General features: G+C 46.8%; 15 protein-coding genes and 1 tRNA gene. 8 read left to right on the top strand and 8 right to left on the bottom strand.

What is annotated here, in order from left to right; translation table 11 throughout:
* Window positions 1-44 precede the first annotated feature (44 nt).
* Window positions 45-134: transfer RNA gene (locus tag E4K71_RS03605), tRNA-Ser, on the bottom strand.
* Window positions 135-205: 71 nt separating this feature from the next.
* On the bottom strand, window positions 206-892 hold the full coding sequence (locus E4K71_RS03600; protein ID WP_135076691.1) for a glutathione S-transferase N-terminal domain-containing protein: 687 nt from the start codon (window positions 890-892) through the stop codon (window positions 206-208).
* A 128-nt stretch (window positions 893-1,020) separates the two neighbouring features.
* Between E4K71_RS03600 and E4K71_RS03595 the strand changes: the two genes are divergently transcribed.
* A complete protein-coding gene (locus E4K71_RS03595; RefSeq protein WP_135076688.1) occupies window positions 1,021-1,242 on the top strand; it encodes a hypothetical protein in 222 nt (73 codons plus the stop codon).
* A gap of 6 nt (window positions 1,243-1,248) precedes the next feature.
* On the opposite strand, the gene E4K71_RS03590 is transcribed toward E4K71_RS03595, so the two are convergent.
* The 4 genes from E4K71_RS03590 to gatC form a co-directional block, all read right to left on the bottom strand.
* On the bottom strand, window positions 1,249-2,049 hold the full coding sequence (locus tag E4K71_RS03590) for a transporter substrate-binding domain-containing protein (protein ID WP_135076685.1): 801 nt from the start codon (window positions 2,047-2,049) through the stop codon (window positions 1,249-1,251).
* A 155-nt stretch (window positions 2,050-2,204) separates the two neighbouring features.
* A complete protein-coding gene (gene gatB / locus E4K71_RS03585; protein WP_135076682.1) occupies window positions 2,205-3,662 on the bottom strand; it encodes an Asp-tRNA(Asn)/Glu-tRNA(Gln) amidotransferase subunit GatB in 1,458 nt (485 codons plus the stop codon).
* Between the two features lie 3 nt (window positions 3,663-3,665).
* On the bottom strand, window positions 3,666-5,144 hold the full coding sequence (gatA, locus tag E4K71_RS03580; protein ID WP_135076679.1) for an Asp-tRNA(Asn)/Glu-tRNA(Gln) amidotransferase subunit GatA: 1,479 nt from the start codon (window positions 5,142-5,144) through the stop codon (window positions 3,666-3,668).
* Between the two features lie 2 nt (window positions 5,145-5,146).
* A complete protein-coding gene (gene gatC, locus E4K71_RS03575; protein WP_135076676.1) occupies window positions 5,147-5,437 on the bottom strand; it encodes an Asp-tRNA(Asn)/Glu-tRNA(Gln) amidotransferase subunit GatC in 291 nt (96 codons plus the stop codon).
* 202 nt (window positions 5,438-5,639) lie between these two features.
* On the opposite strand from gatC, the gene E4K71_RS03570 reads away from it, so the two are divergent.
* The 6 genes from E4K71_RS03570 (at window position 5,640) to E4K71_RS03545 (ending at window position 16,038) form a co-directional block, all read left to right on the top strand.
* Window positions 5,640-7,700 carry a M48 family metalloprotease gene (locus tag E4K71_RS03570; RefSeq protein WP_135076673.1) on the top strand — a complete coding sequence of 687 codons (2,061 nt, stop codon included), beginning with the start codon at window positions 5,640-5,642 and terminating at the stop codon, window positions 7,698-7,700.
* A gap of 60 nt (window positions 7,701-7,760) precedes the next feature.
* A complete protein-coding gene (locus E4K71_RS03565) occupies window positions 7,761-9,185 on the top strand; it encodes an FAD-binding oxidoreductase (protein ID WP_135076670.1) in 1,425 nt (474 codons plus the stop codon).
* A gap of 1 nt (window position 9,186) precedes the next feature.
* Window positions 9,187-10,911 (top strand): ATP-binding protein, encoded by a 1,725-nt coding sequence (locus E4K71_RS03560; RefSeq protein WP_135076667.1) that lies wholly within the window; start codon window positions 9,187-9,189, stop codon window positions 10,909-10,911.
* Between the two features lie 75 nt (window positions 10,912-10,986).
* Window positions 10,987-11,661 carry a response regulator transcription factor gene (locus E4K71_RS03555; protein WP_135076664.1) on the top strand — a complete coding sequence of 225 codons (675 nt, stop codon included), beginning with the start codon at window positions 10,987-10,989 and terminating at the stop codon, window positions 11,659-11,661.
* A gap of 129 nt (window positions 11,662-11,790) precedes the next feature.
* Entirely contained in the window at window positions 11,791-13,950 is a 2,160-nt protein-coding gene (locus E4K71_RS03550; protein WP_135076661.1) for an autotransporter outer membrane beta-barrel domain-containing protein, read from the top strand.
* A 207-nt stretch (window positions 13,951-14,157) separates the two neighbouring features.
* Complete coding sequence (locus E4K71_RS03545) at window positions 14,158-16,038, top strand: autotransporter domain-containing protein (protein ID WP_167730248.1); 1,881 nt, start codon at window positions 14,158-14,160, stop codon at window positions 16,036-16,038.
* A 71-nt stretch (window positions 16,039-16,109) separates the two neighbouring features.
* On the opposite strand, the gene E4K71_RS03540 is transcribed toward E4K71_RS03545, so the two are convergent.
* Together E4K71_RS03540 and E4K71_RS03535 are read right to left on the bottom strand one after the other, a co-directional pair.
* Window positions 16,110-16,859, bottom strand: a complete 750-nt coding sequence (locus tag E4K71_RS03540; protein ID WP_167730247.1) for a transporter substrate-binding domain-containing protein — start codon at window positions 16,857-16,859, stop codon at window positions 16,110-16,112.
* Window positions 16,860-16,876: 17 nt separating this feature from the next.
* On the bottom strand, window positions 16,877-17,848 hold the full coding sequence (locus E4K71_RS03535; RefSeq protein WP_135076652.1) for a mitochondrial fission ELM1 family protein: 972 nt from the start codon (window positions 17,846-17,848) through the stop codon (window positions 16,877-16,879).
* 107 nt (window positions 17,849-17,955) lie between these two features.
* Here E4K71_RS03535 and E4K71_RS03530 point away from each other — a divergent pair, with 107 nt between their 5' ends.
* Window positions 17,956-18,741 carry a transporter substrate-binding domain-containing protein gene (locus E4K71_RS03530; protein ID WP_135076649.1) on the top strand — a complete coding sequence of 262 codons (786 nt, stop codon included), beginning with the start codon at window positions 17,956-17,958 and terminating at the stop codon, window positions 18,739-18,741.
* The last annotated feature ends 20 nt before the right edge of the window (window positions 18,742-18,761 follow it).

Here is an 18,761-nt window from a genome sequence, read left to right as displayed (position 1 = left end):
ATAATAAACAAAAACCCCCACCGAATTAACGGCAGGGGATTTAATGGCGGACAGTGAGGGATTCGAACCCTCGATGAGCGTTAACCCATACTCCCTTAGCAGGGGAGCGCCTTCAGCCACTCGGCCAACTATCCATAAGATGTTGTCACAGGGTTCTACAAACACATGAACGCTCTGTCAACGTCCAAAAAGAGCTTTTAGGAATTTATTTTCTCTCTACGTTGAACAGTCTTTTTAGCTCCTCATCATTATAAGGGGTTTTGCGCGTACTTTCCTCCAACACGGCCAAGCCCCGTCTCACAGCAAGACGTTCCTTAATCGTCAAAAACCAGCGTTTGAGATTTGGGTAACGATCTAAATCCTGCCCCTGATCCTTATAAGATCTAATCCAGGGCAAGCAGGCAATATCGGCAATAGAATAGCTTCCCGCCAAATATTCAGCCTCCCCCAAACGTTTATCCATCACGCCATAGAGACGCGTTGCTTCGTTGGTATAACGATTAATGCCGTACTCTACTGTTTCAGGGGCATATTTACGAAAATGATGGGCTTGACCGAGCATGGGGCCAAGCCCCCCCATCTGAAACATTAGCCATTGCAAAGTCTCATATCGTTTTGCCGGATCACTTGGCAAAAGTTCAGAGCCCGTTTTTTCAGCCAGATAAATCAAAATGGCCCCACTTTCAAACAAGCTGATCGGCTTCCCACCTGGGCCATCATGATCCAAAATGGCCGGGATCTTGTTATTGGGGCTCAGTTTCAGAAAATCCGGTTCGAACTGGTCGCCTTTGGCAATATCCACCCCATGGACGCGATAATCCAGTCCGGTTTCTTCCAGCATGATATGGACTTTATGCCCGTTTGGTGTGGGCCAGCTATAAAGATCAATCATTTTTCCACCGTTTAGAGAGTTTTAAGAATTGTAGGCTATTTTAAAGCATTCCAACTAGGGGAAATATGACCAACTTCACAATTTTGTCTTCAAGGATGAAGGCAAAGGCCAAATAAAGGGGTGCAAAGATGCCGGACGTTCTTCCACAACAACGTTTATTGCTTGAACTGTTGATCATGTCCGGTGACATTGCGCTAGCTGATGACATTTCCGGTACAATTCTGGAACGCACAGTTGAAGAATGTGAGAAAAAGGGTTGGGTCAGGCGCTCTGTCTTTGGTGCAGGTTTTCATAAAACAACCATCACACCACTGGGGCGTACAGCTGCAAATATCCCCAGCCGTTCCTAAAACAGCTTAATCCATCGTTTCCGGCATCGAATACTCTTTGTATCTCTTATCCATAAAGTAAGGGATCATCAGGCCGTTTTGGCTAAGAGCTTGTTTGTTTTTTAACGCCGTATAAGCTTTATTAAACCGCATAAGCGGTAAACTTTTGACCTTTTGCGTCCATAACACCACATTTTTCTTAAACAATGGCTTATAGTGATACTGCTTGTTTGGAGCGATACGTTGCAAATACCATTTAAAATCTTCCCCACCCCAAAGGAAATCAGCACGATCTACGGCAAACATCTTCACTGCTGTAGAGATGTTTTTTACTTTATACAACCGAATGCTCTTCTCCTTGGCTAATTGATCCATATCGGGGAGAAAACTATAGGGTGAACGCATCCCGTTCACCACGATTAGGGAGCCCCCCAATATCTCTTCACGAGTAGATGGTATCTTTGCTGGCTCATGAGTTGAGAATAGCCCCGCAGACCATTCAGAAAACCATTTACTGCTGAAACAGCACTCTTTGAATTGACCTAAATCCAATGTAATCAATCCATCCACACGGCCGTGTCGCAAGTCGTTATAAGCACGCTTCAACGGCACCAGTTTAAATGTACAATCCAGTTTGGCTTCTTCACAGATAAACCTGACAGTCTCCCCCATTGTGCCAGAAAATGTACCATTATCGGCCAAATGCAGCAAAGGAGGGAAAGAAAAAGACGCAATCACCAGACTGTTATCCGGTGCAGGGTCCTGTGCCTTCACATTGGTGTTCATCACGCAAAATGCGAGTAAAAGAATAACGCTGAGAAACTTCATCGGACATCATTTAGCTGTTTAAAGCGATCTAATTTTCAACCCAAGAATATAACTCAATTTTAGCAGAGATGTAATACTCCAAAAAAAACGCCCCCAATTTTATTGGAAGCGTTTTCTTTTCTAGCATTTTTTTTACCAAGGTAAAAAGAGCAGGCTTAGCCCATAATCTTAGCGCGCAGCAGTTTATTGACGACACCCGGATTGGCTTTACCCTGTGTGGCTTTCATCACCTGACCAACAAACCAGCCCAGCATCTTGTCTTTACCACCACGAATTTCTTCAACCTTGTCCTGGTTGGCCGCAATGATCTCGTCAATGGCCGCTTCAATCGCGCCCGTATCCGTGATCTGCTTCAGACCTTTTTCTTCCACGATTTTTTCAGGATCATCACCTGTTTCAATCATGATTTCAAAAACGTCCTTGGCAATGCGCCCAGAAATCGTGTCATTGGAAATCAGTTCAACCAGCTTGCCGAGGTTTTCTGCGGATACCGGGCTATCCTGAATGGACACACCTTGCTTGTTCAACACGGCAAACAGGTTGGTGATCACCCAGTTCGCTGCCAGCTTGCCATCACGGCCCTTGGCAACAACTTCGTAGTAATCCGCCTTTTCCTTTTCAGCCACCAAAACAGAGGCATCATAAGCAGACAGACCCAGCTCATTAATGAAACGGTCTTTCTTTTCGTCCGGCAGTTCCGGCAATGTTGCACGGATATTGTCTACATAGCCTTCCGGCAATTCCAGTGGCAACAGGTCCGGGCACGGGAAATAGCGATAATCGTGGGCATGCTCTTTAGAACGCATGGAACGTGTTGTCCCTGTCGTGCTGTCAAACAAGCGTGTTTCCTGAACGATCTCGCCACCGTCTTCGTAAACTTCAACCTGACGCGCCGCCTCGGCCTCAATGGCCTGCATGACGAAACGAACAGAGTTTACGTTCTTGGTTTCTGTACGGGTTCGCAAACCTTCTTCGCCCACTTTACGTACAGAAACGTTCACGTCACAGCGCATGGACCCTTCGTCCATGTTACCATCACAGGTTTCCAGATAGCGCACGATGGAACGCAACTTGCGCACATAGGCACCGGCTTCTTCAGGGGAGCGCATATCCGGCATGGATACGATTTCCATCAAACACACACCGGCACGGTTCAAGTCAATATAGGACTTGGACGGGTGCTGATCATGCTGGGATTTACCCGCATCAATTTCCATATGGAGGCGTTCAATGCCCACTTCCTTGGTTTCACCATCTTCCAGATCGAGGATCATTGTCCCCTCGCCCACAATCGGCTTATCAAATTGTGAAATCTGATAGCCCAGCGGCAGATCGGCATAGAAATAGTTTTTACGGGCAAAAACAGAATATTCGTTGATTTGTGCCTTCAGGCCCAGACCAGTACGAACAGCTTGTTCAATACATTTTTCGTTGATAACCGGCAGCATGCCCGGCATACCGGCATCCAGAAACGCCACATTATGGTTTGGCTCAGCCCCAAATGTTGTGGAAGCCCCGGAAAACAGCTTGGCATTTGAAATCACCTGACAGTGAACTTCCAAACCGATGACCAGTTCCCAATCGCCTGTTTCACCTTTGATTACGTAACCCATAATTTACGCCTCCAACATCTTCGGCTTGGCGCTGAATGCAGCGGCCTTTTCCAATACATCTGCGGTGCGCAGAACAGTTTCTTCATCAAACGGACGACCGATCAACTGCAAGCCCAGTGGCAAGCCACCTTCGCTTAAGCCCGCCGGAACAGAAATCCCCGGTAGACCCGCCAGCGATGTGGGAACCGTGAAGACGTCATTGAGGTACATTTTCACCGGATCGTCTTCGTTTTCACCAATACCGAAAGCCTCAGACGGGCATGTCGGAGTCAGGATCACATCACATTGCTCGTACGCTTTTTCGAAGTCTTGGGCAATCAATGTGCGGATTTTCTGTGCCTTGGCATAATAGGCATCATAATAACCCGCAGACAGCACATACGTCCCGATCATGATACGGCGCTGAACTTCTTCACCGAAGCCTTGTGCACGTGTTTTCATGTACAGATCGTCCAGGCTGTCCAGATCACCTTCTGCGCGGTGGCCATAACGCACACCGTCATAACGCGCAAGGTTGCTTGAGGCTTCAGCAGGGGCAACAATATAATAAGTCGCCAGCGCATATTTTGTATGCGGCAGGGAAACAGAAACGATTTCTGCGCCTGCGTCTTTGAGCATATCTTCGCCTTTTTTCCACAGATCAACGATTTCCTGTGGCATACCGTCCACTTTATATTCCTGAGGAATACCGATTTTCAGCCCCTTGATGTCACCGCTTAGCGCAGCTTCAAAGTTCGGGAGATCAACACGGGCAGATGTGGAATCATGCACGTCATACCCCGCCATGGATTGCAGCATGATGGCACTATCGCGAACCGTTTTGGTCATCGGACCTGCTTGATCCAGTGAAGAAGCAAAGGCCACAATGCCCCAGCGCGAACAACGGCCATATGTCGGCTTCAACCCAACAATACCGCTAAAGGACGCAGGTTGACGGATGGAACCACCCGTATCTGTCCCCGTTGCCGCCAAGCACAGCTCACCCGCCACAGCCGCAGCAGAGCCACCAGAAGACCCACCGGGCACCAGATCTTTACCCACATTTGCACCCCACGGGTTTTTCACAGACCCGAAAGCAGAGGTAATGTTGGCAGACCCCATGGCAAATTCATCAAGGTTGGTTTTACCAACCATCACAGCACCTGCCTTCTTCAAATTGGCAGAAACAGTCGATTCATATGGCGGGATGAAGTTATCCAGAATGCGAGACGCCGCTGTTGTGCGCACATCTTTGGTGCAGAACAGGTCTTTCATGCCGATCGGCAGACCTTCCATCGCACCTGCATCACCCGATTTGATTTTTTCATCAGATGCCTTGGCTTGTTCCAAAGCCAGTTCCGGTGTTTCTGTAATAAAAGCGTTCAGGTCTGTGTTGGCTGCCATGGCATCCACATGGGCCTGTGTCAGCTCAACTGCGCTGAAATCACCGGATTTCAGGCCGTCGCGGGCCTCAGCCAGCGTTAAGTTCGTTAATTTTGTCATGATTATTCAACCACCTTGGGAACGAGGTAACAGTGATCGTCTTGATCCGGTGCATTATTAAGGACCAAATCCGGCTGGTCGCCGCTGGTCACTTCATCTTTGCGCCAGTGCAAGGACTGTGCAGCAACGGATGTCATCGGCTCTACGCCGTCTGTATCAACTTCTGAAAGTTGTTCAACCCAATCAAGGATTTTGGTCAAGTCCTGAGCAAGCGGCTCCAGCTTTTCATCAGCGACTTCGATGCGTGAGAGAAAAGCAATGTTCTTGACGGTATCTTTGTCCAATGAAGACATGACGATTTCGTCCCTTATCGGTCCAGCTATGCAGACCTACTCATAGATGTGAAAAATAGCGGTGCAGAAAGTAGCACTAGCCCACGCAAGAAACAAGGGGGCAGAGTAACATTTGAGACTCATTTTATGGCAAAAAGGACTAAAAACGCCCTAATCTGTTCATAACAAACTTTGTAATCAAATTAAGCAATGGATTTTCACAATGTTTTCCCCCGCAATGCCCCAAACCAAATTGATCCGCCGCATGACAAAATCCGGTGTCGAAGTCGATATTTGCCCACAAAGCGGAGGCATTTGGCTGGATCAAGGTGAACTTTTCTTGCTGGCGAAAAAACCGCAGTTGATGGAGCAGCTCTTTCATAAATATTATGAACAGACCTCTGAACAAGGGCGAATATGCCCCCGTTCCGGCGTTCCCATGCAAATTTGTTCCTTGCACAATATTGCCCGATTTGAACAAAGCCCAACCAATGGTGGATTATGGTTTGATGCTGAGGAATGGCAAAAACTGCTCAAATGGTCCCCCTTGTTGGACTTTGAGCTGTGCGAAGACATCCTGATTGAACCTGAACAGCAAAAAACAGCCCCCTTGCCTTCTTTAGGACTGCATACCGTAAAGCTCCTTGTTTTGCTTAATGCCTTCTTTTTAGGAACGGGGTGGCTGGCTGGATATACCTTCAATCTTGATATCCCTTTGCATATCCTCATTCTGCTCGATATTTTGATTTGTCTTGTCAGTTTTTTGGCCTCCCCCTGGATTATTGATGCAACCGTAGCCTATTTTTACAAAAGTAAACTCAATGCCTTTGATGACCTTCCCCCACACCTGCGCCATTTCATCGACAGACTGGCCCAACACCATAATATGGCCCGCCCCGCTCTCCATCTGATTTTAGACGGTGCCCCACAGGCATTCACATATGGTCATACACCTGACACTGCCCGCATCGTCCTTTCAACCGGATTGCTAAAAATATTGGGGGAAAAAGAACTTGAAGCCGTCTGCGCCCACGAAATGGGTCATGCCAAACATTGGGATATCGCCTTGATGAGCTGGGTCGAACTCTATCCTCTGGTGTTTTATCAACTTTTTCGTATGACAATCCCACGTCCAAGTGAAGATCGCTCCGCTTACGCAGGTGGGATCAGTGCCTTTTTCTTTCTGCTTTATGTTCTGTCTGAATATCTGGCCCTGGGGTTATCACGTGTGCGTGAACTGCATGCTGATCGTTTTGCCGCCACGGCCCAGCAAAATGGTCATTACCTTTCTTCTGCCCTGATTAAAATCGGATATGGCCTTATCCATGGTTCAAGCGAAAGCGCCCCCTCGACAGACAAGCCCCACAGTGTCAAACAATTTGAAGCCCTGAATATCATGGGGATCAATTCTGCAGGCAGTCTCATGGTGCCCCGCCTGTCAAACGACTTGCCCCATAGTCCAGATGAACTGAAACAAGTTATGAAATGGGATTTATGGAACCCTTGGGCACGTTGGTATGAGCTATCCTCCACTCATCCCTTGATTGCACGACGCCTGCAACATTTGGGCAATTGCTCCAAAGCCATGGGGCAAAAACCTTATGTAGATTTTAATCTGAAAAAACCAGAATCCTACTGGGATGATTTTGCCATCGACTTTTCCATCTATCTGTTGCCTTGGATCGGCCTGTTCTGCGTGCCCTTGGGACAAATCCTGTGGCAGTTTGTAAACTTGAGTATATCCATGACATCAACAAACTGGCTGGAAATTCTAAAAGCCATTGATTTGGCACATACGGTTCACGTCCCGGCTGCTTTTCTCACCTGTGCCATAGGGTTGGCAATTAAGGCATACGTACGTTACCCCTTGGGACATTATGTCAAAAGCGCCATCGCCAGCCTGCTAAAAACCGTCAAGGTTTCTAACGTCCGTCCCGTGCCCTGTACAATACGCGGGCGCATTATCGGCAAGGGTAATCCCGGTTCTTTTTTCAGCGACGATTTTTATATCCAAGATGAAACTGGCATGATGTATCTCAGCCATCGCACGCCCCTTTCCATCATGGAGTTCTTTTTTGGTTTTATCCTGGCCAAACGCTATATCGGCAAAGAAGTTGAGATCATCGGCTGGTATCGCCGCGCCCCGGTTCCCTATATTGAAGTCAAAGAACTTCGTTGCCTTGATGAGAGTGAAGCCCCTATTAAGACCTCAGTATGGGCCTGGAGTTATGCCCTGCCCGGCCTGATTGCGCTCATCAGTCTGTATTTTTGGAATATTGGCTAGAAAAAAGACTATACTAGGGAGTAAACTATAAAAAAGCGTCATCTGACAGAGCCTTATAAAATGCCCCTATCCGCCAACATTCTTCAATCTCTTCACTCCATCGTCGGAGATACAGGCTTTGTCACCAAACAAAGTGAGATTGCCCCTTTTCTGGTGGAAAGTCGCAACAAGTTTCACGGCAAATGCGATGCGCTGATTAAACCCGCCACCCCGCAGGAAGTTGCCGAAGTTCTCGCAGCCTGTAATGATCACGACATCCCTGTAGTGCCGCAAGGGGGCAACACTGGTCATTGTGGCGGGGCGGTCCCCAACGGGGGGATATTGCTCAATCTCTCCCGGCTTAATCATATCCGCGAGATTGATGCACTGAATGCAACCATCAGTGTGGATGCAGGATGTATTTTGCACAACATCCAAACTGCTGCAGATCAAGCCGGATTATATTTCCCCCTGTCCCTTGCTGCACAAGGCAGCTGCCAAATCGGCGGAAATCTTGCCACCAATGCAGGGGGCATTCATGTTTTGCGCTATGGCAACACACGAGAACTCACTCTCGGTCTCGAAGTTGCCCTGCCCGATGGTCGCCTGTGGAATGGCATGCGGGCCTTGCGCAAGGACAATACGGGCTATGATCTCAAACACCTGTTTATCGGATCTGAAGGCACCTTGGGAGTGATTACAGGCGCTGTTTTAAAGCTATCGGCCAAACCCAAAGATCACGCAACGGCTTTTCTTGGCGCTTTAAGCCCAGCAGATTTAATGGAAGTCTTTGCCTTGTTGCGTGAGCAGTTTGGTGAAGAACTCACAGCCTTTGAAATCATGCCCCGTTTTGGTCTGGAAATCAGCATCAAACATATGACGGGAACACGGGACCCTTTTCACACCCCTTATCACTGGTACGCCGTGGTGGATATCGCAACCTCGCGCCCTGACAGTGACTTGCAAAGCGATTTGGAAGATGCCCTGCATCCCTTGTTTGATCGTGGCTTCCTGCAAAATGCCACGGTCGCGCAAGATATGGAACAAGCCAATCAGCTTTGGGCCTTGCGTGAAAATATGTCAGAAGCCCAAAAACGCGAAGGAGGCTCCATCAAACATGACGTATCGGTGCCTGTCTCAAAAATTGCTGAATTTATCGAAGAAACCAGTCACATGATTGGAAACATCGTCCCCAATTCCCGTATTTGTGCCTTTGGTCATATGGGAGATGGTAATATCCATTTTAACATCAGCCAGCCAGAAGAAATGAAGAAGGTGTCCTTCTTGGCCCACTGGAATGACTTCAACGAAATCGTCCATGAAATGGCAGAAAAAGTCGGCGGGTCTTTCAGCGCAGAACACGGTATTGGTCAACTTAAAACAGAAGAAATGGAATTATTCAGAGGCGGTGTGGAACTCGACATGATGCGCGCCCTGAAACAAACCTTTGATCCCAATAATATTATGAATCCAGGAAAAGTTATCAAAGATACTAAAGGTGGGTAAAGTGATTCAAAAGACAACATCTCCCCCAGAAAATGACCCTGATTTTGATCACAAGAAAAAACTCTATTTAACAGGGGCCATCATCTTTTGCCTGTCCCTCAGCCTTGTGGCTCTCTGGGAAATTTATACATCTCGTCAAACGGCGCTTAACCAAACAACAGAACAGGTTCGCTCTTCATCTTTTCTGGTGTCGGAATGGATCACAGGCTCTTTTGAAGTTGTCAAACACAAGGACATGACCTTACGGGCAAAGGTGCTCCCTTCTGATATTGCCATCCCTCCCGTGGATATGGAACGCTATAAAGAGCTGGAAACCTTTCTTGTCGCAGAAGGAAAAACCATCCCGCAGCTTCTCACCGTCGGTTATACAAATCATGAATGCTATACGGTGATTGGCGCAACGCGGGGTGTTTATAAATCCAAGGGCAAAACCTATCCCAACAAGAATTTCAAAGGCATACTGCTCCCCGTCGGCATGGATAATAAACATCGCGATGCCTGTCGCGGCCTGGTCGATTTTCCAGAACGAGAAAGCTATCTGTCTAAAATCTATGATGGCTATACTGGTGAAAAAACAATGGCCTATGTTCATCGTGTTCGAAATGAACAAAATGAATTTGTCGGAATTTCTGTTGTTTCCTTCACCATGACCTTCTTCCAGCAGTGGTTGAATAAATTAAATGTGAAGCATGAAGGCTTATTTGCCATTACGGACCTAGAAGGCGGCATTCTGGCGCAACTCCCCCAAACAGAAAAAACGAAAGAACAACAAAAACTTTCCCCAGCCTTCCTTAAACTGTTACCCCAAAGTGCTGATAGCCCGCTATATCAAACGGTTCAAAATAACGGCCACCTTATCCATATAAAACGTGTGGAAGGGCTTCCTTTTTATGTTGTCATCGCCTTGGAACAAGACGCGCTACTGGCTACATGGCGGGGGAAGCTCTATAGTTATGTTTTTGGCCTCGCCTTAATCTGGTTCTTGATGACCATCTTTATTCGAGAACATTTTCGCACCGTCAACCAGTCTATCCAGCTGCATGAATTTGCCCTGTATGAACGTTCAAAAAACGAAGAAAAAGCCCGTTTTCTCGCCATGCTTTCCCATGAGTTAAAAACACCGATCTCTGTTATCCGCATGGCACTTGGTAGCGATCAGATGACCCCGCATATTCGGGAAACAGCCGAACAAGCTATTACGGATATGGATTTCGTCATCGGCCGCAGTAAAGATGTGGAACAACTGGATGCCGGTAAAATGGAACTGGATATCGCCAAGCATGATATCCTTTCGAGCCTTAAAAACATCATGGCAACTTTAGATTCAGAAGATCGGTTCGCCCTTGGGGACTGCCCCCAGCCCACGATTACAACAGATGGTCGCCTCTTATCTATCATTCTGACCAACCTGCTTCATAATGCGGTCAAATATTCCACCCCGGAAAAACAAATTGAGATTAATTTTGCCATTGTGGAACGCAACAAACACCAACGGATTGAAATCAGTATTGCCAATCATCCCGGCCAAGCAGGCTGGCCGGACCCCACAATGGTTTTCACCAAATATTATCGCCACGTCAAAGCCCAACGCATTAGCGGAAGCGGGCTGGGGTTATATCTTGTCCATGGCATTACCAAGTTATTAAAAGGACAAATTGAGTATAAGCCGAACGAAAACCAGATTCGCTTCGTTCTACAGCTCCCTATATCCCTCAAGCAAGAATGAAGGCAAACGTAGGTTTTGTGCCAGAGGTCCTGATAAGTAAGATTCTACAGTAGGAATAGAGAGAAAGACTTGGCAATGCATATCGTTATCGTGGAAGACCATGATGCCTTGCGTGAAATGACAGCTACGGTTCTGCGCGAAAAAGGATATTTCGTGACTGATTTGGCCTATGCAGAAGACGTGGATTCCATTTTGGACGGGGCACGCATTGATATTATTGTCATTGACCTCAATCTCCCCGGTGAAGATGGCCTCAGCCTAACCAAACGACTGCGTAAAGCCCACCCCCTGGTTGGCATTATTATGATGACCGGGCGTGATACCCCAAAAGACATGACCGTTGGTTATGAAAGTGGCGCTGATATTTACCTCATCAAGCCCTTGGCCCCGGAAACCTTGCTGTCAGCCATTGGTTCCTTGCAACGTCGCCTTCATGGGAGAACGCAGAATCAACCCATCACTCTGAGCCAAAGCGAGAACCAGCTTAACGGCCCCAAAGGCAGCGTCACCTTACAAGAGGCGGAAACTAAACTCCTCACTGCCTGTATGCGCGCCCCAAATTACGAACTGGAATATGGCCAAGCCGCAAACCTGCTGGGGATGAATGATGAGGAATATAACAAGAAAACCCTTGAAGTGCGGGTCGTTCGCTTGCGCAAGAAAATCAAGAATGCAGCCGGTGATAAACTCGATATCCGCGCCGTTCGCCTTAAAGGTTACAAGCTAACCAACAGCATTGAAATTTTCTAAGACCTGAACACATGCCCACAGGTTGTAGGCAAATGAAGGTTTAACAACATATCTTCAGTTATACGACAAGACCATGTGGTTCTTTGCCCTTCTCTTATCATTCATGAAAAGGTCAAGAACCCGCTGATTATGTCGAAAATTACTCTTGATGGTCGTTGTAAACAAATGAATATAAGATTTTTCCTGATTTGGGCCTTTATCCTGTGTAGTGTATTTATTGGCAACCACGTACATGCTGCCTCAACCAGTGTGAACTGGACGACTTCAACTAGCTCATTCACCAATGCTAACCCAAGCGCCAACGGCGAGACGCGTACAGGTACATTAGGGGCAACGACAGTCACCTTAACCGAAGATTATAATGCCATTAACTCTGGTCAAACATTTGCAGCGACATGGGCTGATGTATTGCCTGCCGATCTTGCACCAGTAAGCAATAACATCGGTATGTCAGTTGCTTACACTTCTACTCAAACCGCAACGGTGACGATTACTTTCAGTGCATCCGTCTCAAACCCATATGTCATGCTAAACTGGGTAGATGAGAATACAACATATGACTTTTCACCAAATGGTACAGGCGTGACAAGTCTTGTTGGAAGTGCCGGTGCGGGTGCCACTTATTCACTTGCGAATGATAAGGTATCTGTATCAGGTTCGGCAGATACGGCAAACCATGGCTTTGGTGTTCGCCTAACAGGGTCATTCACGAGCCTCACCGTTAAAATCACAAGAACGAGTGGTGGAGATCAAACGGCTGGCATTTCCGTAGCGACATCTGAGCATCCCTCTATAACGATCTCATCAGCAGAAATTTCAAGTGGTGACACTTCGACGCATGATACACTTAGCCTGACTTTCACATCTTCAAAAACCACAACAACATTTGCAAGTGGCGATGTAACCGTTGCCAATGGCTCCATCAGTAATTTCGCTGGTTCCGGCACGACCTATACGGCGACACTAACCCCGTCTGGTCCGGGTGTAACCGTAACTGTTGATATCGCGGCCAGTACCTATACATCCACAGTCGGTGGTCTTAACAACTTTGCAGCAGCACAGTTTGTCTGGAACACCTCACCTACCCCCATGGCAAAGGCCGATGTAGTTGGAACAGTTGAAGCAAGTTCAAAAGCTGCCCTCAATTATGCCCAAGCCAACAGAAGAATGGTTAACACCCGCCTTCAATGGCTACGCAACAACAAGACTGCTGAACATAAATCTCGCCAAGGCATTAAAGTCAGATTTGCAAACCCTTATTTGGACCAGTTTGTAAATGGTACCTCCCAAGGGTTTAAATCCATGACTGGTGAGAATGCCCCCATATTTTTGCAAAAATATGCAGCGGCTTACAGTGCTGAAACCATTGCACCAACACTCAAAACCGATTTAATTGAAACTACAATGGGTGAACTGCGTGACCAGATGGGGGGCTTTAACTTAAACCCGACAGGCGGCACATTGGTTAAAGACTGGTCCGTCTGGACAGAAGGCCAAATCACAATTGGTGAAGTTGATGAGACAGCAGATTCCTCGCTTCAAAAATCAAAGACCTTTGCCCTGACCCTTGGACTTGATCGTCCCTTCTGGAATGAAGGCGTGCTTGGTTTCTCAATGACCTATGGACACGATGATGTCAAAATCGGCACAGTTGGTAGCCGCATGAAATCCAATAACTACACCCTATCAACCTATTCCACATTCAAAACCCAATATATCCCGCAAGTAGAGCTGTCACTCGGCGCAGGCCGTATGCATATAAAGAACAATCGCATTGATGGGACACAAACCCTGACAGGCGATCGTAACGCCGATTTTATCACGGGCTATGTCAAGATGTTCGACGATCCGATTAAGGTTGAAGACTTCACCTTCACCCCATACGGCCAGCTTGAAACTTCTTATATCAAAATGAATAGATTTGAAGAAGCAGGTGGAAGTGAAGCTCTCGTCTTTGACACACAACATATCAATCGCAGAATGGCTTTCTTGGGCTTTGATGCAACCTATCAAACCGATTATGCCGATGGCCGTTTCATGCCTTATGGGGCACTTGAATATGGATATGACTTTACAGGAAAGTCCGACGTCGGCATGCGTTATGCCAATGCGTCCACAGCATATACCCTTCAACAAGAAAAAATCGCAAGCTCACATTGGATGTTCAGAATCGGAACGGATTATAGCTTGGATGAAACAGTAAAAGCTTCTGTATCTTATGAACGTTCCATTGCGGTAAGCGCAGGACACGCCGATACTTTTCGTCTTAAATTAAGTATGTCCTTTTAAAACCGCACTGCCAAAATTTTGCAGCTGTAACCCGTCGATCTCTTTAATGGCAGGCACCTTGATTGAGGGCCTGCCTTTTTCTTATTCAATCCATGTAGGTACATGTAGGCAACAATCTTAGCAACTTATTAAAGTGCCCCCAACTGACAAAATTTTACTTTGGGGGATACCGTGCCTAGACCTAATCGGATTTTCATGGGTTTGACAATGCCTCGTGCATTTCCAATATTGGCTCTCATGCTTTTACAGCTGGGTCTTTATATTTCAACAGCTCATGCAGTTAATTGGAACAGTACGTTAACCGTAAATAATACAACGACCATTACAGGTGCCGCTGCGGGGACAAGCTTCACCATTACCAAAGATGCAGGTGCAGATACCTCTATCACTAACCCATGGTCATCAGGGACATTTACCGGATGGAACGTCCCCTCTACGGCCAACGCAGCTCTTGATCTAACAACAGGCGCTTCTTATACAAGCGGGACCTATACAGTTACCTTCTCAAGCCCCGTGGATAATCCCTATATGGCCGTTGCCAGTCTTGGTAACGCAGGCAATAACGCGACGATCCAGCTCAATAAAATCAATGGTTCCAGCAGTGGCGCAACCATGGATATTGAATTCCTCACCAACGGTGGTGGCGGTGCCAGTGGGAATCACACGACTGATAACGGCACGGCTGCGGATGCCACAGAAACCACTGTTTCAAACGTGACCTATTATACGGCTGATGAAGGCTTTTTCATCGGCAAAGTAAATGCCACCAATGTTGTCTCCTTTCAGTTCACCTTTACACGCACGACTCCAGCAACTGAATTAACAACAGTCGTTTTTGGTTTTTCTGCTGTTGCCTCTGCTGCGTCTGGTCCTGCTGTGGACCCAACGGTTGCTGCGGTGTTGTCTGCCCCCGAAGTCGCAGGCGTCAATTTCACCACAACGGTCAGAAATTCCATGACCCGACGGATGAGTTTCTTACACGATCACAAGGATACGAATAAAAAATCCAAACTTTCCTTGCGTTTAAAAACAGCTGACCCCGTCTTAAAAGGGCTGTATGAAGGGTTAAGTTCAGATGCTAAAGATGAAGAACTGTCTGAACAGACGAAAAACAAATATACACAGGCAATGTTTCAGATCGCGTCCAATAAAGGCGTTATATCTGAGCACACACAGGCCGATGCTATTGCTTTAGCAACCTCAAAGCTTAAAGAACAAATGGGTGGTTTTAATCTAAATCCAACAGGGGGCACCCTTATGGGGGACTGGTCAGGCTGGATGGAAACCCAACTGACAATGGGTAAAATCGGCGCGACCAACAGAAGCACTTTCTCTGATATTGATACATACTCTGTCACAATGGGTGTCGATCACCCACGCGAAGATAAAAATGGTTTCTATGGTTTCTCCGCCACCTTTGGTCAGTCTGATACAGATATTGGCACCGATGGAAGTGGTGTTAAATCCAACAACTATTCTATCGCCGCTTATGGCAGCATGCCCCTTGGTCCGATCCCAACCGTTGAGGGCATGATTGGTATTGGCCGCAGCATGCTGGACACCAAACGTGTTGATGGGGAACAAACATTAACAGGTAATCGCAACATGGATATGGCTTATGGCTTTCTCATGGTGCGTGATGAACCGATTGACGTAAGTGGTATTCAGGTGAAACCATTTGGCCGTGCTGAACTTTCCTATTTCCGCTTAAGTGATTTTAGTGAAGATGGTGGTGTTCTGGCCCTGCATGTCAATAAGCAGGATATGCTCAAGACAATGGCCTTCATCGGTTCAGACCTTTATTATCAGATGGATTTAGGCGGTGTACAGCTGAACCCGTTTGGCTCGCTGGAATACGGCTATGACTTCTCTCGCTCTTCAAGCATTGACGTTCAATATATTTCAGCTTCAAGCACAAATTATCACATCATGCCAAAAGTGGAATCCCGCTCCCACTGGAAGTTCAATGTCGGGGCTGAATATGAAACGGATCTGGGTTTAGCAGCACGCGTTTATTACGAACAGGAAGGTGCCCTAAACCATTCGCGCTTCCATACGATCAAGCTCAGTCTTGATATGACGTTCTAGCGGACGCCACTTCCTCACTAAAAAAGGCAGGCACCTCGATTGAGGGCCTGCCTTTTTTAGTGAGTTTGTTTTCATTTAAAAGAATAATGCTCTTTTAAGATCGCACTGCCGAAATTTTCCAGCTTCAACTCTTCAATATTTTGGATGGCCTGAAAGACTTCAGGCTGTTCCGCTTTAAAGCGAGGGGCTGCATAAAGGGCTAAATACCGATCGCCTGCAAACAGGGAAACATCAAAATCATCATAAGTGATCGTCCCTTCTTCAATTAATTCGACGAACCGGAAATCCGGTGTGAAAAAGGCATCAATTTTCCCAACGAGAAGAGAGGACATCAGCGGTCGGTGGCTGCTGAATTGCAAAATATTCGATTTGCTAATTTTCCCCGTCAGTTCTTTACTGACACCAACCCGGCTGATCCCCACCGTTTTCCCCGCAAGGTCATCAATCCCTTTAATGGAGGAGTTTTTTGGGCGCACTAACACAAAGTTGGTTTGATAAATTCGCTGGAGCCGATGAGCGATTTTGTCTCTTTCCGGGTTTTCAATAAAAATTCCCAAGTCAATTTCCCCGGCTTTCAGCATGGCAATAATACGGGGAAACGGTAACACAGACCCATCAACCCGTTGAGTTGTTGCCTGTTCTATTGTCGCAATGACAGCCAAGACAGCCCCGGCCAGAGCCCCCTTTTCATCTACATGGGCCAACTTATGAAGTGTGGGTGCCGCCAGCTTAATCGGTCTAATCTTTTCTTCGGCATATAACGGGTTATACATCAACACCCCCACCAGCAATAAAATGAGAGGATATCTTTTTCTCAGCATTTCCTTACACCTCCCCATTATAATTCACCGAGAAGATCCGTTCGAATCCGCTCAACTATTTCCTGCCTGTTAGATAGTTGCTTTGTTGGGCGCACGGTCAGACTTTCATTAAACGCAAAGGCATAACCACCTTCATAAAGAGACTTCACCATACGCTTATGTTTGGAAGAAATCATCCCATCCGGGGCATAGATATACACAGGCTTACCTGTTGAACAGGCTTCGGAACACATAGAGACACTATCACCCGTCACGATCAGGATATCAGACAGGGCCAAAATTGCAAAATACGGGTTATCCCCTTCATCACCGAATTTATATTTCAAGGCGGGCACGCTAATATTGCTCAATAGAGCGTCTGCAGCGATGCCCGTGCGTCGTGATGTCGTCACCAGCACGCTGGCCTGCATCTGTTCAGCCTGTGCATTCACCACCTGCCCCAGTTTTTCTGCCATTTCAGGGGTAAATTCTTTATTCTTTGTTGCCCCGCCGACAATCAAACCAATACGCGGAGATGCAAGGGAGGCCAAGCGCTCTTGCCACTCATTTGCTGCTTCGTCCAATTTGCTTTCCGTGACCCGGTGCGGTGCACCCGTAATGGTCATTTCATTGGAAGAAAAACTTTTTTCATCATGGGCAGGCACACAAATCAAATCAAACGCATCGGCTCCAGCCTGACCGGGGTGCATAATATGGACAAGCTTCGTCTTCCCGCCGCTTTTCTTTTTAATATAACGCGCAACCGGTGCCGTGCGCCGCCCAGCCCCAATCACAAGATCTGGCCAAGGCCCTACCAGTTCCTTTCTACTGCTGGGTGATAGTCCTGCTAAAGATGCACCTAATAACATATTAGGAATTTTTGCTAGGGAATTATACGTAATATCTTTTCGTATAAACTCTAGATTTAATGCCTCAGCCACGCCCAAACACTGGCTTACATTACCTGCGCGATCATCACAAAGAGCCCAAATGCGTGTATCAGAAGGCATAAAAACAACCTATCAAAACAAATTACCTATATATTTCTAATACATAAAGACAGTTGTTCATATGATTTTATTTCGGTAAATCTACGTCAAGTTTTGGATAAAATTTTATGAAAATTAAACAACATCATATTCTCTCCCTGTTACTGACTTTGCTTTTTATGGCGAATACAGCCCATGCACGTGTGGTCAAGCTGGTCACTTTCAATTACCCGCCTTTATTTCACACCAGTGTTGAAGGGGAATTTTCCGGCACTGTTGGAGAAACGGTGAAATACGCCTGCGAACAAACTGGCCTCCAATGTGACATTGAGGTTCTCCCTTTCAAACGGGCCTATCAGAAAATTGATAATAAACTGGCCGATGGCATTATTACCATCAAAGTGCCTCGTTTTGAAGACTGCTGCACCCCCACCCAGTGGGAAACACCGTGGTCAGCAGGTTTTTTCACCCATATGAAGTTGAATGAAACACCACAAATTTCCAATGATGTTCTGGGCCAGTCCCTGATTGTTGTGGCTGGCATGCGTTCGCCTTATGCCTTCATGCCTCAGCTTGACACATGGCATAAGGAAAAAGCCGTCCAGCTGTTCACCGCCAATGATGTCTATACAGCGACCAGAATGTTTTTAAGCAAACGCGCCCCGTTACTGTGGGGCTCAGATGATTTCAACTGGTACTTTAAAAAGCAAAACATTAACAAAGAGCCAAATTTCCTACCCCTGATTGTGCGCCCTATTGTGATTTGGTTCCAAAAAGAACAAACCGACCTGCAAAAAACATTCAATCAGGCATTTGCACAAATCAAGGCAAATGGCAAGCTGGACCACAAACAACTTCTGCATGGGGAACTGATGGAAAAACGCTATAAAGACGCCCCATTTCAAGAGAAGTAATTTCATGTTAGAAAGAAAGT

This window comes from Terasakiella sp. SH-1 (assembly GCF_004564135.1).
Classification (GTDB): domain Bacteria; phylum Pseudomonadota; class Alphaproteobacteria; order Rhodospirillales; family Terasakiellaceae; genus Terasakiella.
Note: the sequence above shows the minus strand (reverse complement) of the source record. Positions and strands in the feature narration are given on the sequence as shown.

Coding starts and splice junctions, on each gene's coding strand:
- E4K71_RS03600 (WP_135076691.1), bottom strand. CDS start 892: ATGATTGATCTTTATAGCTGGCCCACACCAAACGGGCATAAAGTCCAT.
- E4K71_RS03595 (WP_135076688.1), top strand. CDS start 1,021: ATGCCGGACGTTCTTCCACAACAACGTTTATTGCTTGAACTGTTGATC.
- E4K71_RS03590 (WP_135076685.1), bottom strand. CDS start 2,049: ATGAAGTTTCTCAGCGTTATTCTTTTACTCGCATTTTGCGTGATGAAC.
- gatB (WP_135076682.1), bottom strand. CDS start 3,662: ATGGGTTACGTAATCAAAGGTGAAACAGGCGATTGGGAACTGGTCATC.
- gatA (WP_135076679.1), bottom strand. CDS start 5,144: ATGACAAAATTAACGAACTTAACGCTGGCTGAGGCCCGCGACGGCCTG.
- gatC (WP_135076676.1), bottom strand. CDS start 5,437: ATGTCTTCATTGGACAAAGATACCGTCAAGAACATTGCTTTTCTCTCA.
- E4K71_RS03570 (WP_135076673.1), top strand. CDS start 5,640: ATGTTTTCCCCCGCAATGCCCCAAACCAAATTGATCCGCCGCATGACA.
- E4K71_RS03565 (WP_135076670.1), top strand. CDS start 7,761: ATGCCCCTATCCGCCAACATTCTTCAATCTCTTCACTCCATCGTCGGA.
- E4K71_RS03555 (WP_135076664.1), top strand. CDS start 10,987: ATGCATATCGTTATCGTGGAAGACCATGATGCCTTGCGTGAAATGACA.
- E4K71_RS03550 (WP_135076661.1), top strand. CDS start 11,791: ATGTCGAAAATTACTCTTGATGGTCGTTGTAAACAAATGAATATAAGA.
- E4K71_RS03545 (WP_167730248.1), top strand. CDS start 14,158: ATGCCTCGTGCATTTCCAATATTGGCTCTCATGCTTTTACAGCTGGGT.
- E4K71_RS03540 (WP_167730247.1), bottom strand. CDS start 16,859: ATGCTGAGAAAAAGATATCCTCTCATTTTATTGCTGGTGGGGGTGTTG.
- E4K71_RS03535 (WP_135076652.1), bottom strand. CDS start 17,848: ATGCCTTCTGATACACGCATTTGGGCTCTTTGTGATGATCGCGCAGGT.
- E4K71_RS03530 (WP_135076649.1), top strand. CDS start 17,956: ATGAAAATTAAACAACATCATATTCTCTCCCTGTTACTGACTTTGCTT.